Consider the following 19,101-nt stretch of genomic DNA (forward strand, 5'->3'; position numbering starts at 1 on the left):
CCCAGGCCATGACGGGCCAGGGCGGTTGGCCGATGACGTGCTTCCTCACCCCGGAGGCCGAGCCGTTCCACTGCGGCACCTACTACCCGAAGTCCCCGATGGGCGGCATGCCGTCGTTCCGGCAACTGCTGGGGGCGGTGATCTCGGCGTGGACCGAGCGCGGCGACGAAGTCCGCAACGCGGCGACCCGGGTGGCGCAGCAGTTGTCCGCGCAGCGGAATCCGCTTCCTCAGTCCGCTGTGGACGACGAGATGATCGGCATCGCCATATCCCGGTTGAAGTCCGAATTCGACGAACAGCACGCGGGCTTCGGCGGTGCCCCCAAGTTCCCGCCCTCGATGGTGCTGGAATTCCTGCTGCGGCACCACGAACGCGTCGGCGCCGCGGAAACTGGGAAGTCCGCATTGGACATGGTTCGCCGCACGTGCGCGGCGATGGCCCGAGGCGGTATCTACGACCAACTGGCCGGGGGGTTCGCCCGCTACAGCGTCGACGCCGCGTGGGTGGTCCCGCACTTCGAGAAGATGCTCTACGACAACGCGCTGCTGCTGCGGGTCTACGCCCACCTGGCGCGCGTGGACGACAACGAGCTGGCCGCCCGGGTGGCCCGGGAGACCGCGGAGTTCCTCCTGCGAGACCTGCGCACCCCGCAAGGCGGGTTCGCCGCCTCCCTGGACGCCGACACCGAAGGCGTGGAAGGCCTGACCTACGTCTGGACCCCGCAGCAGCTCATCGAAGCGCTCGGCCCCGAAGACGGGGCGTGGGCGGCCGAGCTGCTGCAGGTCACCGAAACCGGCACCTTCGAGCGGGGCGCCTCCACCCTCCAGCTGCCGCAGGACCCCGCCGATCGAGCGCGCTGGCAGCGGATCCGGGACCGCCTGCGGGAAGTCCGCCAGCAGCGCCCCCAACCGGCCAGGGACGACAAGGTCGTCACCGCCTGGAACGGGCTCGCCATCACCGCGCTGGTGGAAGCCGCAGCAGCGCTGGACGAGCCGTCCTGGGCGGCGGCGGCCGAGCAGAGCGCCGAGCTGGTCCTGCAGCACCACCTGGTCGACGGGCGGCTGCGCCGCACCTCCCGCGACGGCACCACCGGCGATGCGGCCGGCGTGCTGGAGGACTACGGCTGCCTGGCCGAGGGGCTGTTGGCGCTGCACCAGTTCACCGGGCAGCAGCGCTGGCTGGAGCAGGCGTGCGCCCTGCTGGACACCGCGCTGGAGCACTTCGCGGACCCGCAGAACCCGGGGATGTTCTTCGACACCGCGTCCGACGCCGAGAGCCTCGTGCGCCGCCCCTCCGACCCGACCGACAACGCCAGCCCGTCCGGGGCGTCCTCGGTCACCGCTGCCTTGCTCACCGCCTCCGCCCTGGTGGAACCGGAACGCTCGACCCGCTACCGGCAGGCCGCTGAACAGGGCCTCGCCCGGTCCGGCCTGCTCGCCGAGCGGGCACCGCGGTTCGCCGGCCACTGGCTGAGCACGGCGGAAGCCGTGGAGCACGGGCCGCTGCAGGTCGCGGTGGTGGGCAACGCCGGCGCCCAGGACCGGAGCGAGCTGGTGACGGCAGCCCGCAAGCACGCCCCCGGTGGGGCCGTGGTGGTGGCCGGCGAACCGGGGACCGAGACGCCGCTGCTGACCGGCAGGCAACTGGTGGACGGCTCAGCGGCCGCCTACGTGTGCCGCGGGTTCGTGTGCGACCGGCCGGTCACCGGTGTCGGAGAGCTGGTGTCGGCTCTGGCGCGCTGAGAGCCGGGGCTGCCGGCTGAGAGCTGATCTGGAGCCCGCTGCGGCCGGTGGGCGCCGGGGGCAGCGGGGACCCGCTCGGGTGGGCAGCTCGCGCTGGAGAGAGCCAGCGCGGGGGTGCTCGGCTGGCCAGCGGAACTGGTCGGCGAGCACTCCCCCGAACGGCTGCGAGCCCTGGTGGCCGGGCTGCGCCGCGGGGCACCTCCGGTCAGGCGTAGAGCGCCAGCCAGATGGCCACGTGGTGGCAGATGGCCGCAGCGGAGACGGCCGAGTGGAAGAACTCGTGGTAACCGAACGTCTTGGGCCACGGGTCGGGCCAGCGGGCGGCGTAGAACACGGCCCCGAGGGTGTAGAGCACCCCGCCGACGATCAGCAGCGTCAACACCGCGGCGCCGGCGTTCTGCAGCAGGTCGGGGAACACGAAGATCGCGACCCAGCCCAGTGCGACGTAGACCGGAACGCCGACCCAGCGGGGAGCGTTCGGCCAGGCCAGCTTGAGGATGACCCCGCCGAGAGCACCGCCCCAGACCACGGCGAGCACCACCGCCCCGGTGGTCGGTTGCATGGCCAGCATCGCGAGCGGTGTGTAGGTGCCCGCGATGAACAGGAAGATCATCGAGTGGTCGAGCCGCCGCATCCAGGTGCGGGCGCCCACGGTCTTCCACGTTTTCCGGTGGTAGAGCGCGCTGATCCCGAACAGCCCGAGCACGGTGACCACGTAGACGGCGGTGCCGACCGCTGCTCGGGCGGACACCGTGAGAGCGGCCAAGGTGATCATCGTGGCACCCGCCACGATGGAGACGAAGAAAGACCACAGGTGGATCCAACCGCGCATCCTGGGCTTCACGGTTGCGAACGCATGGCGTGTGGTTAGTGAAGACATCACTTCCAAAGGTTACGGGACCGTAGGTTTTGCTGACGGGTGAAATTCGTTGCAGTGCTCGCCGAGGCCGTGGTCGACGCCTCAACGTGCGCGCGTACGCTCATCGGACGTGGCGTTCAAGCTTCGGGTGAAGGAAGTCCTCTACGGCGTATACGAGCGGCGGTTGCTCCGCAAGATGGAAGGGATGCAACGCCCCAGGCACGTCGGCGTCATCCTCGACGGCAACCGCAGATGGGCGAAGGAAGCCGGGCTGGACGCTTCGTATGGTCATCGCGCTGGAGCGCGCAAGATCGCTGACCTGCTGAGGTGGTGCAACGAGGCTGGGGTCGAGGTGGTGACGCTGTGGCTGCTGTCCACGGACAACCTCAACCGCAGCAAGGAGGAGATAGACGCGCTGCTGGAGATCATCGCCAACGTGGTCGATGAGCTCACCGGACCCTCCCAACCGTGGCGGGTGCGGATCGTCGGCGCGCTGGATCTGCTCCCGACCGAGTTCGCCGCTCGGCTCTCAGCTTCCGCGCTGCGGACCGAAGGTCGTACGGGGATGCAAGTCAACGCCGCTGTCGGGTACGGAGGTCGGCGGGAGATCGCGGATGCGGTCCGCAAGTTGCTCCAGCAGCACGCCGAGGCGGGCACCACGATCGAAGAGCTCGCCGAGGTGCTCACCGTGGACCACATCGCAGAGCACCTCTACACCTCCGGGCAGCCCGACCCCGACCTGGTGATTCGCACCTCGGGGGAGCAGCGGTTGTCCGGCTTCATGCTGTGGCAGTCAGCGCACTCGGAGTTCTGGTTCTGCGAGGCCTACTGGCCGGAGTTCCGGCGCATCGACTTCCTCCGCGCGTTGCGCGACTACGCGGTTCGACACCGCCGCTTCGGCAGCTAGACGGCAACGATCCCGGGAGGGTCGGCGAACCGGCCCTCCCGGGATCGAGTCGTGGATCAGTCGTCGAACTCGACCGACGGGTGGTCGACGATCGGGGCGTTGACGCAGTTGACGTCCTGCGGCGACAGCACCGGCAGCACGACACCGATGACGGCGGGGATGTTGTTGCCGCACAGCTGAACCGGTACAGCGCTGATGTTGTTGTCGTTGAGGACGTTGATGCCGTCGTTGCCCACGCTGTCGGCGTGGGCCAGCGGGGCGACGGCCATCATGCCTGCGGCGGTGCCGGCGACGACAGCTGCTTTCTTCAGCACTTCAATGGCTCCTTCGAGGAAGGTGTCGGGGATTTTCACATGCGATCGGATGAACCCATTCCGGTGATTCCGCGTGGAAATCCCATTTCATGCCGCGATGTGCTGAGGCATTGCCACGCTGACGTGAGGATTGGGCGGTCATCCGACCAAATCTGCTCTCGTACTAATGAAAAGAAGCGTCGAGTCGACCCCAACGCTTCTTTTGCGGATTTGCTGCCCGCGGACGATCAGTCGTCGAACTCGACCGACGGGTGGTCGACGATCGGGGCGTTGACGCAGTTGACGTCCTGCGGCGACAGCAGCGGCAGCACGATGCCGAGGACGGCGATGTTGTTGCCGCACGCCTGAACAGGCAGAACGCTGATGTTGTTGTCGTTGAGGATGTTGATGCCGTCGTTGTCCACGCTGTCGGCGTGGGCCAGCGGGGCGACGGCCATCAGGCCTGCGGCGGTGCCGGCGACGACAGCTGCTTTCTTCAGCACTTCAATGGCTCCTTATTGGATGTGAATCCACGCGGGAACAATTCCCTGGCTCCGCTTCCCCAGGGGTAAGCCGAGGGAACTATCGCGGAAAAAGATATCGAGATGATCGACGAAAAGAAAGCAAGATAACTCTATCGTGTGGCGATGAATTTGATTGCGCGCGGAAAAGTTGTGCGAGCAAATTTTTCAGCTGCGGAAACCGGAGGAATGCTGCTCCGTGGGAGAGGCCGGACGATGCGGATGGGACGCGGTGGGCCGCTGTCGGAACCGCTCGACCGGATGAATCGGCTGGCATCCTGCCGTCCAGGTGGTGCACAGCGCAGCGGATTCACTGCCTCCAACGAGGAATTCACTCACAAAGACCAGATATCGGCGTCTTTGGTGACTGTCGGTGAGCTGCTCCGCCGCTATCCCGGTCGTTCCGCCGCACAGCAGCTGAGCTGCTGTTTCGCTGGTCGTCCAAAGTGTCTGAACAGTGGTGTACAGTCGCTGACCTGGCGGAAAGCCAGCTCCAAGTGAAACCCCGCTGACAATTCGCTAAATCACCTGGCTGGCCGTCTGTCAACTCGGAGCAGCGCCGGTAGCGTGCGCTGTGACGGGCCGACCCAAAGTCCGTACGCGGCCCGTCCGGGAGGCCCCTGGCCGTGGCTGATGGCTGGTTCGGACAGTTGAGCTGTCCACCTTGGTCGCGAGGGGTCGGTGTCCGGCCCCAGCGGCTGCGGTGGGTGGCCAGTCCGCCCAGCCGGCGGCGGGGGCAGGCCCGGCCCGCCGACGAGCGGGTGCGCTCGCCGCACCTGCGAGGGAGTAGCCGTGACCGCACGACGTTCCCAGCCACAAGCGGAAAGCTCCGCGCGCAGTGGAGAACCAGGCAACAGTGAGATGGCCGGTGCCAGGGGTGTTCGCACCTATGTTCTGGACACCTCGGTCCTGCTGTCCGATCCGTGGGCGATAACTCGGTTCGCCGAGCACAGCGTAGTGCTTCCGCTGGTCGTGATCAGCGAGTTGGAGGGCAAACGGCATCACCCGGAGCTCGGTTGGTTCGCCCGCGAAGCCTTGCGGGCCCTCGACGAGTTGCGACTCCGGCACGGGCGGCTGGACGCGCCGGTACCCGTCGGGACCTCCGGAGGAACGCTGCACGTCGAGCTCAACCACACCGACCCGCAGGTGCTGCCCGCTGGATTCCGTACGGACTCCAACGACTCCCGCATCCTGGCCTGCGCGCTCAACCTCGCGGCCGAAGGGCACCGGGTCACCCTGGTGACCAAGGACATGCCGCTGCGGGTGAAGGCCGCCTCGGTGGCCCTCGACGCCGAGGAGTACCGGGCGCAGGACGTGGTCTCCTCCGGTTGGACCGGCATGGCCGACCTGGACGCGCCGCCGGAGGCGGTCGACGCGCTGTTCAAGGAAGGCGTCGTCGATCTCGACGAGGTCCGCGACCTGCCGCCGAACACCGGTGTTCGACTGCTGAACGGCTCGCAGAGCGCGCTCGGCCGGGTCACCGCGGACAAGCGGCTGAAGCTGGTGCGCGGGGATCGCGAGGTCTTCGGCCTGCACGGCCGGTCAGCGGAACAGCGGATCGCGCTGGACCTGCTGATGGACCCGGAGGTCGGGATCATCTCGCTCGGCGGCCGCGCCGGCACCGGCAAGTCCGCGCTGGCGCTGTGCGCGGGGTTGGAGAGCGTGCTGGAGCGCCAACAGCACCGCAAGGTCGTGGTCTTCCGCCCGGTCTACGCCGTCGGTGGGCAAGAGCTCGGCTACCTGCCCGGCACCGAGAACGAGAAGATGCAGCCGTGGGCCCAGGCGGTCTTCGACACCCTGGGCGCGCTGGTCAGCGAGAACGTGCTCGACGAGGTGCACGACCGGGGCATGCTCGAGGTGCTGCCGCTGACCCACATCCGGGGGCGGTCGCTGCACGACTCGTTCGTGATCGTCGACGAAGCGCAGTCGCTGGAGCGCAACGTGCTGCTGACCGTGCTCTCCCGGCTGGGCGCCAACTCCAGGGTGGTGCTCACCCACGACATAGCCCAGCGGGACAACCTGCGGGTCGGCCGGCACGACGGGGTGGCCGCGGTGATCGAGAAGCTCAAGGGGCACCCGCTGTTCGCCCACATCACCCTCACCCGGTCGGAGCGCTCGCCGATCGCCGCTCTGGTGACCGAGATGCTGGAAGGTGAGTTCACCCCGTAGCGGGGCACCAGGTCCGGGCCGCCGGCACGCTCGCGCCCGCACCGGCGGCCCGGGCGCCGACGCGCGGATCGGGGATCCCCCGCTGCTCGGCAGGGGCTCCCCGATCCACCGCGGAGGCCCTCACCAGCCGGCCGGCAACGGCCGTCCTTCGGCGAACCCGGCCGCCGACTGCACGCCGATCAAGGCGCGCTCGTGGAACTCCTCGAGGTTGCGCGCCCCGGCGTAGGTGCACGACGACCGCAGCCCGGACGTGATCTGGTCGAGCAGGTCCTCGACCCCGGGCCGCTGCGGATCCAGCCGCATCCGCGAGCTGGAGATGCCCTCTTCGAACAGCGCCTTGCGGGCCTGGTCGAAGGGGCTGTCGTGCTGGGTGCGGGCGGTGACGGCGCGCTTGGACGCCATCCCGAAGCTCTCCTTGTAGGCGTTGCCGTGCTCGTCCCGCTGCAGGTCGCCGGGCGATTCGTAGGTGCCGGCGAACCACGAGCCGATCATCACCGAAGAGGCGCCGGCGGCCAGGGCGAGCGCCACGTCCCGCGGGTGCCGGACACCGCCGTCGGCCCACACGTGCTTGCCGAGCTCGCGGGCCTGCTCGGCGCACTCGGCCACGGCGGAGAACTGCGGCCGGCCCACCCCGGTCATCATGCGGGTGGTGCACATCGCCCCCGGGCCGACCCCGACCTTGACGATGTCCGCGCCGGCTTCCACCAGGTCCCGGACCCCTTCGGCGGTGACCACGTTGCCCGCCACCACCGGCACCTGCGGTTCGACCGAGCGGACCGCGCGCAGGGCGGAGATCATCTTCTCCTGGTGGCCGTGCGCGGTGTCCACCACGAGGGTGTCCACCCCGGCTTCCAGCAGGGCCGCGGCCTTGGCGGGCACGTCGCCGTTGACGCCGATCGCCGCGGCGACGCGCAGCCGGCCGGAGTCGTCCAGCGCGGGCGTGTAGATCTCGGCGCGCAGGGCGCCGCGCAGCGTCATGATCCCGGCCAGCTCGCCGTTCGCGTCCACGGCCAGGGCCACTTTCCGGGACTGCTGGTGCAGCTGGTTGAACACCTCCCGGGGCTTGGTCTCCAGCGGCACCACGACCGGCTCCGGATCGGCCACCTCGCGGACCCGCGCGAAGCGGTCCACCCCGGTGCAGGCCGCCTCGTCGACCAGCCCGATCGGGCGCCGCTGGTCGTCCACGACCACGACCGCGCCGTGCGCCCGCTTCGGCAGCAGGTTGAGCACGTCCGCCACCGCGTCGTCGGCGTGCACCACCAGCGGGGTGTCCCACACCGGGTGCCGCGACTTCACCCAGGACACGATGTCGGCGACCGCGCTCGGCGCCACGTCCTGGGGCAGGACCACCAGCCCGCCGCGCCGGGCGACGGTCTCGGCCATCCGGCGGCCGGCCACCGCGGTCATGTTCGCGACCACGATGGGCAACGTCGCCCCGGTGCCGTCGCTGGTCGTCAGGTCCACGTCGAAGCGCGAAGCCACGGATGAGCGCTGCGGCGCGAGGAAGACGTCATCGTAGGTCAGCTCTGTGGTGGGCTGTTGCCCGTTCAAAAACCGCACGTCTCCTCACCATACGTGTTCCGCGGAAGAGTGGTCGCGATTTGCGGGTTCCGCGCACCGGTCGGCCTAGGCGTCCTCCTCGGCCAGCAGCTCCAGCGACCGGTAGGCGGAGTAGTTGCGGAAGAACCGGCTGTACAGCTCGGTGCCGTCGGTGAAGCTGGGGTCTTCCAGCTTGCGCACCTCGACGACCTGCTTGAGCCGGCACTTGACCTGCTTGTGGTTCTCGTCCTCGTAGACCGCTTCCTGCTGCTTGCCGAGCTCCCGGGCGTGCTGCTGCGCCTCCTCCTCCGTCTCGGCCTTGAGCAGCACCACGGACTCCTCGTAGAGCGGGCGGTAGTCGGGGTCCTCCGAAGTGGATTCCAGGAGCAGCACCGCGATGTAGTAGTCCGGTTCGGTGTGCTCCGGGTTGACCTGGAACTCGCGCGGGTCGATCGTTCCCGGCCCGATGTTCACCGAGCCGATCTCGCCGAGGTCGTCACTGCTCATGGTTCAAGCATCTCACCTGCCGGGGAGCAGGTCGCGAACCGCGTCGATGGTGTCGGCCATCGCCGGTGTCTTGTCCGGCCGGTAGCGCAGCACCCGGGCGAACCGCAGCGCCACCCCGCCCGGGTAGCGGGGGCTGACCTGCACCCCGTCCAGCTCCACCTCCACCACCAGTTCCGGGCGCAGGTGCACCGTCCAGCCGTCCTCGCGGGTCCGCCGGCGCTGGAACTCCTCGGTCTGCCAGGCCAGCAGCTCGTCGGTGAGCCCCTTGAACGTCTTGCCGACCATGATCGGCGGTCCCCCGTCGGGGTCCCGCGTGCCCAGGTGCAGGTTCGACAGGTAGCCGGAGCGCCGCCCGTGCCCCCACTCCGCGGCCAGCACCACCAGGTCCAAGGTGTGCTCGGGCTTGACCTTGCGCCAGGCGCTGCCGCGGCGACCCGCCGCGTACGCCGAGTCCAGGTCCTTCACCAGCACGCCTTCGTGGCCGGCGTCCAGGGCCCGGTCGAAGAAGTCCGCGGCCTGCTCGGCGGAAGGCGCTTGGACCGAGGGGATGCGCCACTCGCCGGCCACCTCGTCGAGGGCGGCGCACCGCTGCCGCAGCGGCAGGTCGAGCAGGTCGGTGCCGTCGAGGTGCAGGCAGTCGAAGAAGTAGGGGCGCAGCAGCACGTCCCGAGGGCTGCGGGAGCCGAACCGGCCCATGGTCTCCTGGAACGGGCGGGGCCGGCCCGAGTCGTCCAGGGCCAGGGCCTCGCCGTCCAGCACCACCGAGGTGCAGTCCAGCTTCCTCGCCAGGTCGACGAGCTCGGGCACGCTGGGGGTGATGTCGCGGAGCGCGCGGGTGTACACCCGCACGTCGTCCCCGACGCGGTGCAGCTGGATGCGGGCCCCGTCCAGCTTGTACTCGACGCTGCTCTCGCCGAATTCGGTCAGCGCCGAATCGAGGTCTTCGGCGGGAGCGGCGAGCATGGGGCGCACCGGCCGGCCGGGTTCGAGCCGGAACGCCGCCAGCGCAGGTTCACCTCCGCCGATCGCGGCCGCCGCGGTGTCCGGCAGCTGCCCGGACAGCATGAACGCCCGGCGCACCGATTCGGCGGGCACGCCCGCTGCGGCCGCGATGGCCTCCAACACCACCCCTTCCAGGGCGCCTTGTCGGAGTTCTCCGCCCAGCAGGCGCGTCAGGAACTCCTGCTCGGCCTCGGTGGCGTTGCCGAGCAGCTCGACGAGTTCGGTGGTGCGCCGCTGCACCGAACCCGGCCCGCTGATGCGCCGCAGCGCACCGATCGCGGTGTCGACCTCGCGCACGGTCAACCGGGGCTCGGGCGCGGGGGCGGGCTGCAGCTTGGCGAGCGTGGCCCAGCCGATGCCGACCCGCCCGCCGGGGAGCTCCCCGGCCAGCATCGCCGCCGCCGGTCGCACTTCGTCCTCGCCCAGCTTCCGCAGCAGACCGGCCAGGATCGTCGTCTTCGCCTTCCGGGAACGGGTGGCCGCGATCTCGGCGGAGGCGGTGACCACGTCGTCCAGCAGCGCCATGCCCCCATGGTGCGGGCGCGGGCCGACAGCGCAGCGAGGAGCGCGCGGCCGGTGCCGCGGGGTGCGGCACCGGCCGGGGGAGGGACTACTTGCCCTGGGCCATCTTGAGCACGTCGAGGGCTTCGTCGAGCTGCTCCAGGGTCAGCTTGCCGGCTTCGACGTAGCCGCGCTCCAGCACGACCTGGCGGATCGTCTTGCGCTCCCGCAGCGCCTGCTTGGCCACCGCCGCGGCCTCCTCGTAGCCGATGTAGCGGTTGAGCGGCGTGACGATCGACGGCGAGCTCTCCGCGTATTCGCGGGCCCGTTCGGCGTTGACCTGGAGACCGGCGAACACCTTGTCGGCCAGCAGCCGGCTGACGGCCGCCAGCAGGCGGGCGGACTCCAGCACGTTGCGGGCGATCACCGGGAGCATGACGTTGAGCTGGAAGTTGCCCTGCGAGCCGGCGAAGGCGACCGCGGCGTCGTTGCCGATGACCTGGGCGGCGACCTGCAGGGTGGCCTCCGGGATCACCGGGTTGACCTTGCCGGGCATGATCGAGGACCCGGGCTGCAGGTCGGGCAGGGCCAGCTCGGCCAGGCCGGTGCGCGGGCCGGAGCCCAACCAGCGCAGGTCGTTGGCGATCTTGGTGAGGCTGACCGCGACGGTCCGCAGGTGCCCGGAGGTCTCGACCACCGCGTCCTGCGCGGCCTGCGCCTCGAAGTGGTCGCGGGCCTCGGTCAGCGGCAGACCGGTGACGCCGGCCAGTTCCTCGGCGACGGCGGCGCCGAAGCCTTCAGGGGCGTTCAGCCCGGACCCGACGGCGGTGCCGCCGATGGGCAGTTCGCCGAGGCGGGGGAGCGCGCTGTGCAGCCGCTCGATGCCGTAGCGCACCTGGGCGGCCCAGGCGCCGGCTTCCTGGGCGAGGGTGATCGGCACCGCGTCCATCAGGTGCGTGCGACCCGACTTGACCACCTCGGTCCACTCGGCGGCGCGACCCTCGATGGTGCCGGCCAGGTGCTCCAGAGCCGGGACCACGTCGTTGAGGACCGCTTCGGTGGCGGCCACCCGGATGGTGGTCGGGAAGGTGTCGTTGGACGACTGGGAAGCGTTGACGTGGTCGTTCGGGTGCACGTCCCGCCCGAGGCGTCGGCTGGCGAGGGTGGCGATGACCTCGTTGGCGTTCATGTTGGACGAGGTGCCGGACCCGGTCTGGAACACGTCGATCGGGAAGTGCTCGTCGTGCTTGCCCTCGGCGACCTCGTCGGCTGCGGCGGCGATGGCCTCCGCCATGTCCTGCTCCAGCACCCCGAGCTTGCCGTTCACGCGGGCAGTGGCTGCTTTGAGCAGACCGAGCGCCCGGATCTGCGCTCGCTCGAGTCCGCGGCCGGAGATGGGGAAGTTCTCCACGGCGCGCTGCGTCTGCGCCCGGTACAGGGCGTGGGCGGGCACTTTGACCTCGCCCATGGTGTCGCGTTCAATCCGGTATTCCTGGTCGGCCATGCCCAGAGTGTCTCGCCAAGAGCTGCTCGGGGGCAGTGTGTGTCTCCCCACTGGGTATCGACCCGGCACCGGGCGCAGGCGCTGTCCGCGCTGGTGGATCAGCTGATCGTCTGCTGGATCCAGTCATGGTAGGCGGTCGCGTCGGTGTAGATCGACGGTGCGGTGGCGCACACGGGCAGCAGGCCGCCCAACCGGCTGGTGACCCCGGTCAGCCGCCAGTTGCCGGGGGTGCCTTCCAGCTGCGGTCCGCCGGAGTCGCCGAAGCAGGCGTTGGCGGAGGGTTCCGGGCTGCCGGTGCAGATCTCGGTCGCGCCGTCGATCTGCCCCAGCGCGCACTCCGCGTCGTCGACCACTTCGGTGTCCAGCTCCTGCAGCTGCGCGGGAGGCTCGTCGCAACCGCGGGTGTTGCAGGTCAGACCCCAGCCGATGATCCGCGACGGGGTGCCGGTGGGGCCGGAGGACTCCGCGATCTCCACCGGCGTGATGTCCACGGTCCGGTCGAGCCGCAGCAGGGCGATGTCACCGTTCGGGTTGCTGGTGGCGTAGTCCGGGTGGACGACGATTTCGCTGACCCCGGCTTCGGTGCCGCCCGAGGTGTGGTCCGGACTGCCGATCCGCAGGTCCAGCTCTTCCGGAGCGGTGTCCTGCACGCAGTGCGCTGCGGTCAGCACCCACTGCTGGTCAATCAGCGAAGCGCCGCAGCTGTGCTGGCCGGACCGCTGCAGCGAGGCCATCCAGTCGTACTGCTCGGTGGCGTCGTGCCCACCGACGATCAGGGGCGTGGTGGTGTCGGTGTCGGTGGCGGTCGCTGCAGGGGCGGATCCGAAGCTCATCGCCAGCGCCGCGGCGCTGGCCAGAAGCGTGGCTGTCTTCCGCACCGTTTCTCCCTTCCCCGCTGATCCCCGTTCCGGTGAACTTAAAGATCGGGATTTCCCTCCGGTACCGCTGACTGCGAAGGTCGATTGGTCGATCTGGCCTAGCCGGCGGCGGGAATTCGCGGACATCGCGGGCGGCGCGGGCTAGCCTGAGGGCGTCCTCGATGGCGAGGTGATGGGCATGACGGCGGTGACGCACGAGGTTGACCTGCTGGTCGTGGGAGCTGGCCCGGCGGGGCTGTTCGCCGCCTACTACGCGGGTTTCCGCGGGATGTCGGTGGCGGTGGCGGACGCGCTGCCGGAGCCGGGCGGGCAGATCACCGCGATGTACCCGGAGAAGATGATCTTCGATGTGGCGGGGTTCCCCGCGGGGCGCGGGCGGGACCTGGTCGCCGGCTTGGTCGAGCAGGCCTCCCAGTACAACCCGGTCTACCTGCTGGGGCGAGCGGCGGCAAATCTGTCCACTGAGGAAGACGGTTTTCTGGTCCGCTTGGGAGGATCAGAGCGGGTGCGGGCCAGGGCGGTGCTGATCACCGCCGGCATCGGGGAGTTCTCGCCGCGTCCGCTGCCCGCCGCGGAGGGGTGGACCGGGCGCGGGGTCGTCCACTTCATACCCGATCTCTCTGCTCACAGTGGACACGATGTGGTGGTGGTCGGCGGGGGCGACTCCGCGTTCGACTGGGCGCTCGCCCTGCACCCGGTGGCCCGCAGCGTCACCCTGGTGCACCGCCGGAACAGGTTCCGGGCGCACCCCGGGTTGGTCCGCAAGGTGACCGATCTGGGCATCCCGGTGATCACTCCCGCGGAGATCGCGGAGATCCGCGGAGACGAGGAAGGCGTGCGGGAAGTCGAGATCACCGTCGACGGCCGGCGCGACGTGCTGCCCGCGCAGACGGTGGTGGCCGCACTGGGGTTCACCGCGGACCTGGGCCCGATCACCGAGTGGGGGCTGGAGCTGGAGAAGCGCGCCATTCGGGTGGACAGTTCGATGCGCACCAACCGCCCCCGGATCTACGCGGCCGGGGACGTCGCCACCTACCCGGGCAAGGTGAAGCTGATCGCCACCGGTTTCGGCGAGGCCGCCACCGCGGTCAACAACATCGCGGTCGAGCTCGACCCCGAAGCGCACCTGTTCCCCGGGCACTCCTCGGACCAGACCTGAGGAGCTCGGGCGCGCTGCCGAACCGGTGCGGCGGCCCACCGAGGTGGCGGACCGCCGCTCGCCGTTGGGTCAGACCGGATCAGAACTCGCCGGGCAGACCGTGCCGCGGGCTGTCCTCACCGAGATCCACATTGGAGTAAGCGCGCAGCTTGGACAGCTTGTGCAGACCCTCGATCACCCGCACCGTGCCGGACTTCGAGCGCATCACGATGGACTGGGTGGTGCACCGGTTGGCGCGGTAGTGCACTCCCTTCAGCAGCGCGCCGTCGGTGATGCCGGTGGCGCAGAAGAACACGTTCTCGCCCCGCACCAGGTCGGTGGTGGTGAGCACCTGCTCCGGGTCGTGCCCGGCGTCGCGCACCTTGGCCCGCTCGGCGTCGTCCCGCGGCCACAGCTGGGCCTGGATCTCCCCGCCGAGGCACTTGAGGGCGCACGCGGCGATGATCCCCTCGGGGGTGCCGCCGATCCCGAGCAGCATGTCCACCCCGCTCTCCGGGCGGGCGGCCGCGATCGCGCCGGCGACGTCCCCGTCGGAGATGAACTGCACCCGCGCCCCGGCTTCCCGGACGTCCTTGACGATCTGCTCGTGCCGCGGCCGGTCCAGGATGCACACCGTGACGTCGGACACGTCGATCTGCTTGGCCTTGGCGACCCGGCGGATGTTCTCCGCGACCGGGGCGGTGAGGTCCACGGCGCCGGCCGCTTCCGGCCCCACGGCCATCTTGTTCATGTAGAACACCGCGGACGGGTCGAACATGGTGCCGCGGTCGGAAACCGCCAGCACCGACAGGGAGTTGGGCATCCCCTTGCTCAACAGCGTGGTGCCGTCGATCGGGTCGACCGCGACGTCGCACTCGGGACCTTCTCCGTTGCCGACCTGCTCACCGTTGTAGAGCATCGGCGCCTCGTCCTTCTCACCTTCACCGATGACCACGACGCCGCGCATCGAAACGGTGCCGATGAGCTTGCGCATCGCATCCACGGCGGCCCCGTCACCAGCGTTCTTGTCGCCCCGCCCGACCCAGCGGCCGGCCGCCATGGCGGCAGCCTCGGTGACCCGCACCAGCTCCATCGCCAAGTTGCGGTCGGGTACCTCGTGGTTGCTTCGGGTGCTCATTGCGCCTCCCCGGTGATGAGCGTGCTCCAGTCCTGCACTGCCCGAGAAAGGCGGACAGTCGTCCGTGCTCAGGCTCGTTGCACCCGATCTTTGCAGACGGGCGGCCTCATCTCGGATACGCGTGGGTTAGCCCACTCCGTCCGAACCGCGTCACAGTGGGCTGTCCGGTTGGTGAGAGCATGAGGGGCGTGGCCCAACCGCGCAACCAGCAGCCCGGCCAGACCCGGCCGCCCAGGACTGCCTCCGCGATGATCTTCGCCATCCTGCCCATGGTGTTGATCGCGCTCGGCATGGCCGGGCTGTTCACCCAGTGCTCGTTCAACCCGGGTGGTCCGGCGATCAACCCGGAAACCGCGCCGACCGTGGACGCGGCAGCGGAACTGCGACGAGCCGCCGACCGGGTCGACTTCCCGGTGGTGGACCCGGAGGTCCCGGCGGGCTGGCGGGCCAACTCGGCGAACGTGGAAACGCTCGCCTCCCAGCACCGGGTGGTGCGCACCGGTTGGCTCACCGGCACCGGGCACTACCTGCGCCTGGCGCAGTCCGACGCCGCGGAGGAGGACTTCGTGGCCGCCGAAACCCAGCAGAGCCCGCACGGCCTGGGCACCGTCGAAGCGGGCGGCCTGGAGTGGATCGTCTACGCCAGCGTGCGGGACGAACAGGCCTGGGTCACCCCGCACAACGGTGCGCTGCTGCTGATCACCGGGGACGGCACCGAGCAGGAGTTCCGGGCCCTGGCCGAAGCCGTCGGCAGCGCGCAGCCGGTGCGCTAGTCCTCGTCCTCGTCCTCCTCGACGGAGGCCAAGGCCCGCTCCACCCGCTCCCGGGCGCCGGCCAGGTGCCGCTCGCAGATGGTGGCCAGGGCTTCCCCGCGCTCCCACAGCTGCAGGGACTGCTCCAGCGAAAGCCCCCCGGCCTCCAGCTGCTCCACCACCTCGGCGAGCTGGTCCCGGGCCTCCTCGTAGCCGAGCTCGGTCAGCTCCGGGAAATTGGCCACCGGATCGAAGTGCTCGTCTTGCGGTTCACTCGTGGTCACGAGGTCGGACTCCCCAGCCTGCTTCGTACTGACGCGACAGCGGTGGCGATCGCTTGGTCGTAGCCGACGAACGCCTCGGCGAACTCCGCGCCGTCACCCTCGGCGACCGCGCTGTCGATGCGCGACTGCGCTTCTGCGACCTTACGCCGGTGCAGCGACGCCCCCCACGAGGAGGCTCCGACGTAGCCGGAGGTCGCGGCGGCCAGCGCCCGCAGCCGCGACGGCAGGGCCCGGCGCTCGGGGGAGTCGCACCCGCCCAGCAGCGCCGCCCAGCACCCGGTGGCCGCGGCTTCCGCGGCCTCCGCGCACCGCTGCACCTCGACCGCCTGGTCGGTGTCCGCGCGGTTCCGGGCCGCCGAGCGAGCAGCCGCGACGGTCAACGGGAGGAACGAAGGTGCCTGTTCGGGATGCACGGTTTCCGTCCTGTATCAGCCCTTCTCTGCTACGACCGCGTGGAAAGCTCCGTCGGCCACCCGCACCCGGAGTCGAGCACCGGCTGGCGCGTCCGCGACGGACCGCAGGACCCCGTCCGCTCCGTCGTCGACGCGCTGCACGATCGCGTAGCCCCGGGCCAGCGTGGCGGCGGGGCCCAAGGCCGTCAAGCGGGAGCGGGTCGCGGTGAGCGCGTGCTGCTCCGCGGTGAGCGCGGTGGTCATCGCCCGGCGCGCCCGGTCCCGCAGCTGCCCGACCTCTTCGGCCCGGCGCTCCAGCGGGCCGAGCGGATCGGCCAGCACCGGGCGGCTGCGCAGCGCCTCCAGCAGCCGGCGTTCCCGGTCCACCCAGCCGTGCAAGGCCCGGCGCGCCCGGTCCCGCAGCTGGTGCACGTGCTTGGTCTCCTCGGCGACGTCCGGGACGACGCGCTTGCCGGCGCCCGTGGGGGTGGAGCAGCGCACGTCCGCGACGTGGTCCACCAGCGGCGAGTCCGGCTCGTGGCCGATCGCGCTGACCACCGGGGTGCGGCAGGCGGCGACAGCGCGGCACAGCGCCTCGTCGGAGAACGGCAGCAGGTCCTCCACGCTGCCACCGCCCCGGGCGAGCACGATCACGTCCACTTCCGGCAGCTCGTCCAGCTCCTGCAGGGCGCTGACGATCTGCGACACCGCGCTGGCTCCCTGCACCGCCACGTTGCGGATCTCGAACTGCACGGCCGGCCAGCGCTGCCGCGCATTGGTCAGCACGTCGTGCTCCGCCGCCGAAGCCCGGCCGGTGATCAGCCCCACCCGGTTCGGCAGGAACGGCAGCGGCTTCTTGCGAGCGGGGTCGAACAGGCCTTCCGCTTTCAGCAGCTGGCGGAGTCGTTCGATGCGGGCCAGCAGTTCACCGATGCCGACCGGGCGGATCTCGTCGACCCGCAGGCTCAGCGTGCCCCGGCCGAAGTAGAAGACCGGTCGTCCGTGCACCACCACCCGGGTGCCGTCGGTGAGCGGCGGGTCCATCTTGCGCAGCATGTTCGCCGCGCAGGTGAGCGTGAGCGACACGTCCGCCGAGGGGTCGCGCAACTGCAGGAACGCCGTGGCCGCGCCCGGGCGCAGCGAGATCTGGGTGATCTGGCCTTCCACCCAGACCGCGCCGAGGCGGTGGATCCAGTCGGCGATCTTGCGGGCGACGGTGCGCACCGGCCATGGCTCTTCAGGACTGGTCGGGGAACTCAGCTTCGACTCCTTCGCGGACGGGCACACGCGGGTGCGGCGGGGTCAGTCGGCGTTGCGCAGTCGGTCCAGCCGTTTGGTCAGCATGCGCAAGATCTCCGCTCGCTGTCCATGTTCCCGCTCGTGTTCGATCAGTTCGACGAGTTGTTCCTCACTGAACGAGCGGAGCTTGCCGCGCAGCTGGGGCAGCGACATGGTGCTGAACTCGGCCAACAGGTCGGACTCGGCTCGACCGGCGGTGTCCGGCTCGGCCGGTTCCGCGGCCGGGGCGGGCTCGGGGACCGCTTCCTCGTCCTCGTCGAAGGTGGCCCACGACGGCTGCTCCTCGGCCGGGTTGAACGCGGCCAGCACCTCGTCGCCCTTGATGGCCAGCTCGGTCACCTGCTGCTGGATCCGCATGGAGATCTGCAGCGCCTGGCTGGCCGCGGTTATCGGCAAACCCAGCAGGGTGGTGGGCAGCTGGCGGGCCTGTTCCACAGCGGTGGCCGCCAGACCTGCGGCGACGCGCACGGGTAGGGGGAACGATCGCATGCGACCAGACTGCCGCACATGCCGCCGGCGGGCCATCGCCGATTTGCACGCGTTTCGCTGTGATCCGCCGTACACCGGCGGTCGTCCGGACCTCGTCCCGCTGCGCCCGTACCCTGGTCGGTATGACGACCTCGTCCCAGGCCCCCGCTGCCGGTCAGACTGCCGAACGAACCAAGAGAGTCCTGTTGGCGAAGCCGCGCGGCTACTGCGCTGGCGTCGACCGGGCCGTGGTCACCGTGGAGAAGGCGCTGGAAACCTACGGCCCGCCGGTGTACGTGCGCAAGGAGATCGTGCACAACCGCCACGTGGTGGACACCCTGCGGGAGCGCGGTGTGATCTTCGTCGAGGACACCGATGAGGTGCCCGAGGGGGCGCTGCTGGTGTTCTCCGCCCACGGCGTTTCCCCGGCGGTGCGGGAGGCGGCCAAGAAGCGCAACCTGCGCACCATCGACGCGACGTGCCCGCTGGTGACCAAGGTGCACAAGGAAGTGAACCGGTTCGCCCGCGAGGACTACGACATCCTGCTGATCGGCCACCACGGCCACGAAGAGGTGGAGGGCACCTCCGGCGAGGCCCCGGAGAAGGTGCAGCTGGTGGACAAGCCCGAGGACGTGGAGAAGGTCCAGGTCCGGGACCCCTCCAAGGTGGTGTGGCTGTCGCAGACCACGCTCAGCGTCGACGAGACCATGGAGCGGGTGAACCAGCTCAAGGAGCGCTTCCCCGAGCTGCAGGCCCCGCCGAGCGACGACATCTGCTACGCCACCTCCAACCGCCAGGAGGCGGTCAAGGCGATGGCGCCCGAGTGCGACCTGGTGCTGGTGGTCGGTTCGAAGAACTCCTCCAACTCCAACCGGCTGGTCGAGGTCGCGGTGCAGAACGGCGCCTCGGACGCGCACTTGATCGACTACGCCGACCAGATCGACGACGCCTGGCTGGACGGGGTGAGCACGGTGGGGGTGACCAGCGGTGCCTCCGTGCCGGACGTCCTGGTGATGCAGGTGCTGGACCACCTGGCGGAGCGGGGTTGGGACTCGGTGGAGGAGGTCACCACCGCCAACGAGAAGGTGACCTTCGCCTTGCCGCGCGAGTTGCGCAAGGACCTCGACGAGAACCCGGACAAGCCCAAGAGCGTCCGCTGACGACGCTGTCCGAGCAATGCGAAAACCGGCCTGGTCCTCGAGCTGACC

The 19,101-nt window shown here is 70.1% G+C and carries 19 protein-coding genes; 6 read left to right on the plus strand and 13 right to left on the minus strand.

All coding sequences use genetic code 11. The features are described 5' to 3' along the window. Positions 1-1,742: thioredoxin domain-containing protein (locus SREC43747_RS0112930; protein ID WP_029721689.1), on the plus strand; the 1,742-nt coding region annotated here is incomplete at its 5' end. Positions 1,743-1,947: 205 nt separating this feature from the next. On the opposite strand, the gene trhA is transcribed toward SREC43747_RS0112930, so the two are convergent. Beyond that, positions 1,948-2,622 (minus strand): PAQR family membrane homeostasis protein TrhA, encoded by a 675-nt coding sequence (gene trhA / locus SREC43747_RS0112935; protein ID WP_037331933.1) that lies wholly within the window; start codon positions 2,620-2,622, stop codon positions 1,948-1,950. Positions 2,623-2,731: 109 nt separating this feature from the next. On the opposite strand from trhA, the gene SREC43747_RS0112940 reads away from it, so the two are divergent. Beyond that, positions 2,732-3,508, plus strand: a complete 777-nt coding sequence (locus SREC43747_RS0112940) for an isoprenyl transferase (protein WP_037331926.1) — start codon at positions 2,732-2,734, stop codon at positions 3,506-3,508. Positions 3,509-3,564: 56 nt separating this feature from the next. Here SREC43747_RS0112940 and SREC43747_RS0112945 read toward each other — a convergent pair whose 3' ends face one another. Together SREC43747_RS0112945 and SREC43747_RS0112950 are read right to left on the minus strand one after the other, a co-directional pair. Beyond that, positions 3,565-3,780, minus strand: a complete 216-nt coding sequence (locus SREC43747_RS0112945) for a hypothetical protein (RefSeq protein ID WP_201768700.1) — start codon at positions 3,778-3,780, stop codon at positions 3,565-3,567. A 269-nt stretch (positions 3,781-4,049) separates the two neighbouring features. Beyond that, positions 4,050-4,304: a hypothetical protein gene (locus SREC43747_RS0112950; protein WP_236623171.1), complete on the minus strand. Its 255-nt coding sequence runs from the start codon at positions 4,302-4,304 to the stop codon at positions 4,050-4,052. Between the two features lie 879 nt (positions 4,305-5,183). On the opposite strand from SREC43747_RS0112950, the gene phoH2 reads away from it, so the two are divergent. Next, positions 5,184-6,491 (plus strand): RNA 5'-3' helicase PhoH2, encoded by a 1,308-nt coding sequence (gene phoH2, locus SREC43747_RS0112955; protein WP_081722577.1) that lies wholly within the window; start codon positions 5,184-5,186, stop codon positions 6,489-6,491. 120 nt (positions 6,492-6,611) lie between these two features. Here the strand turns inward: phoH2 and SREC43747_RS0112960 are convergent, their stop codons facing one another. The 5 genes from SREC43747_RS0112960 to SREC43747_RS0112980 all read right to left on the minus strand — a co-directional run bounded on the left by SREC43747_RS0112960 (position 6,612) and on the right by SREC43747_RS0112980 (position 12,377). Beyond that, the gene (locus tag SREC43747_RS0112960; protein ID WP_029721695.1) at positions 6,612-8,051 is read right to left on the minus strand and encodes a GuaB1 family IMP dehydrogenase-related protein; all 1,440 of its coding nucleotides are present in this window, start codon (positions 8,049-8,051) and stop codon (positions 6,612-6,614) included. A gap of 66 nt (positions 8,052-8,117) precedes the next feature. Beyond that, positions 8,118-8,537: a DUF4288 domain-containing protein gene (locus tag SREC43747_RS0112965; RefSeq protein ID WP_029721696.1), complete on the minus strand. Its 420-nt coding sequence runs from the start codon at positions 8,535-8,537 to the stop codon at positions 8,118-8,120. 12 nt (positions 8,538-8,549) lie between these two features. Continuing rightward, positions 8,550-10,064 carry an ATP-dependent DNA ligase gene (locus tag SREC43747_RS0112970; protein ID WP_029721697.1) on the minus strand — a complete coding sequence of 505 codons (1,515 nt, stop codon included), beginning with the start codon at positions 10,062-10,064 and terminating at the stop codon, positions 8,550-8,552. Between the two features lie 85 nt (positions 10,065-10,149). Further along, complete coding sequence (locus SREC43747_RS0112975) at positions 10,150-11,544, minus strand: class II fumarate hydratase (protein ID WP_029721698.1); 1,395 nt, start codon at positions 11,542-11,544, stop codon at positions 10,150-10,152. Between the two features lie 98 nt (positions 11,545-11,642). Beyond that, on the minus strand, positions 11,643-12,377 hold the full coding sequence (locus tag SREC43747_RS0112980) for a S1 family peptidase (RefSeq protein WP_152528414.1): 735 nt from the start codon (positions 12,375-12,377) through the stop codon (positions 11,643-11,645). 223 nt (positions 12,378-12,600) lie between these two features. On the opposite strand from SREC43747_RS0112980, the gene SREC43747_RS0112985 reads away from it, so the two are divergent. Continuing rightward, complete coding sequence (locus tag SREC43747_RS0112985) at positions 12,601-13,581, plus strand: NAD(P)/FAD-dependent oxidoreductase (RefSeq protein ID WP_029721700.1); 981 nt, start codon at positions 12,601-12,603, stop codon at positions 13,579-13,581. Positions 13,582-13,660: 79 nt separating this feature from the next. Here SREC43747_RS0112985 and glpX read toward each other — a convergent pair whose 3' ends face one another. Then, entirely contained in the window at positions 13,661-14,698 is a 1,038-nt protein-coding gene (gene glpX / locus SREC43747_RS0112990; RefSeq protein ID WP_029721701.1) for a class II fructose-bisphosphatase, read from the minus strand. Positions 14,699-14,886: 188 nt separating this feature from the next. Here glpX and SREC43747_RS0112995 point away from each other — a divergent pair, with 188 nt between their 5' ends. Next, positions 14,887-15,471 carry a DUF4245 domain-containing protein gene (locus SREC43747_RS0112995; RefSeq protein WP_408005205.1) on the plus strand — a complete coding sequence of 195 codons (585 nt, stop codon included), beginning with the start codon at positions 14,887-14,889 and terminating at the stop codon, positions 15,469-15,471. Here the strand turns inward: SREC43747_RS0112995 and SREC43747_RS0113000 are convergent. The 4 genes from SREC43747_RS0113000 to SREC43747_RS0113015 form a co-directional block, all read right to left on the minus strand. Continuing rightward, positions 15,468-15,695 (minus strand): exodeoxyribonuclease VII small subunit, encoded by a 228-nt coding sequence (locus SREC43747_RS0113000; protein ID WP_236623176.1) that lies wholly within the window; start codon positions 15,693-15,695, stop codon positions 15,468-15,470. The two genes, SREC43747_RS0112995 and SREC43747_RS0113000, sit on opposite strands and share 4 nt — an antisense overlap. A gap of 35 nt (positions 15,696-15,730) precedes the next feature. Continuing rightward, positions 15,731-16,147 (minus strand): hypothetical protein, encoded by a 417-nt coding sequence (locus SREC43747_RS0113005; RefSeq protein WP_029721704.1) that lies wholly within the window; start codon positions 16,145-16,147, stop codon positions 15,731-15,733. A gap of 15 nt (positions 16,148-16,162) precedes the next feature. Further along, on the minus strand, positions 16,163-17,350 hold the full coding sequence (gene xseA / locus SREC43747_RS0113010) for an exodeoxyribonuclease VII large subunit (protein ID WP_037331930.1): 1,188 nt from the start codon (positions 17,348-17,350) through the stop codon (positions 16,163-16,165). A gap of 78 nt (positions 17,351-17,428) precedes the next feature. Then, entirely contained in the window at positions 17,429-17,914 is a 486-nt protein-coding gene (locus tag SREC43747_RS0113015) for a lipid droplet-associated protein (RefSeq protein WP_029721706.1), read from the minus strand. A 122-nt stretch (positions 17,915-18,036) separates the two neighbouring features. Here SREC43747_RS0113015 and SREC43747_RS0113020 point away from each other — a divergent pair, with 122 nt between their 5' ends. Further along, positions 18,037-19,053 (plus strand): 4-hydroxy-3-methylbut-2-enyl diphosphate reductase, encoded by a 1,017-nt coding sequence (locus SREC43747_RS0113020; RefSeq protein WP_029721707.1) that lies wholly within the window; start codon positions 18,037-18,039, stop codon positions 19,051-19,053. The last annotated feature ends 48 nt before the right edge of the window (positions 19,054-19,101 follow it).

It is taken from the genome of Saccharopolyspora rectivirgula DSM 43747 (assembly GCF_000497205.1).
Classification (GTDB): Bacteria; Actinomycetota; Actinomycetes; order Mycobacteriales; family Pseudonocardiaceae; genus Saccharopolyspora; species Saccharopolyspora rectivirgula.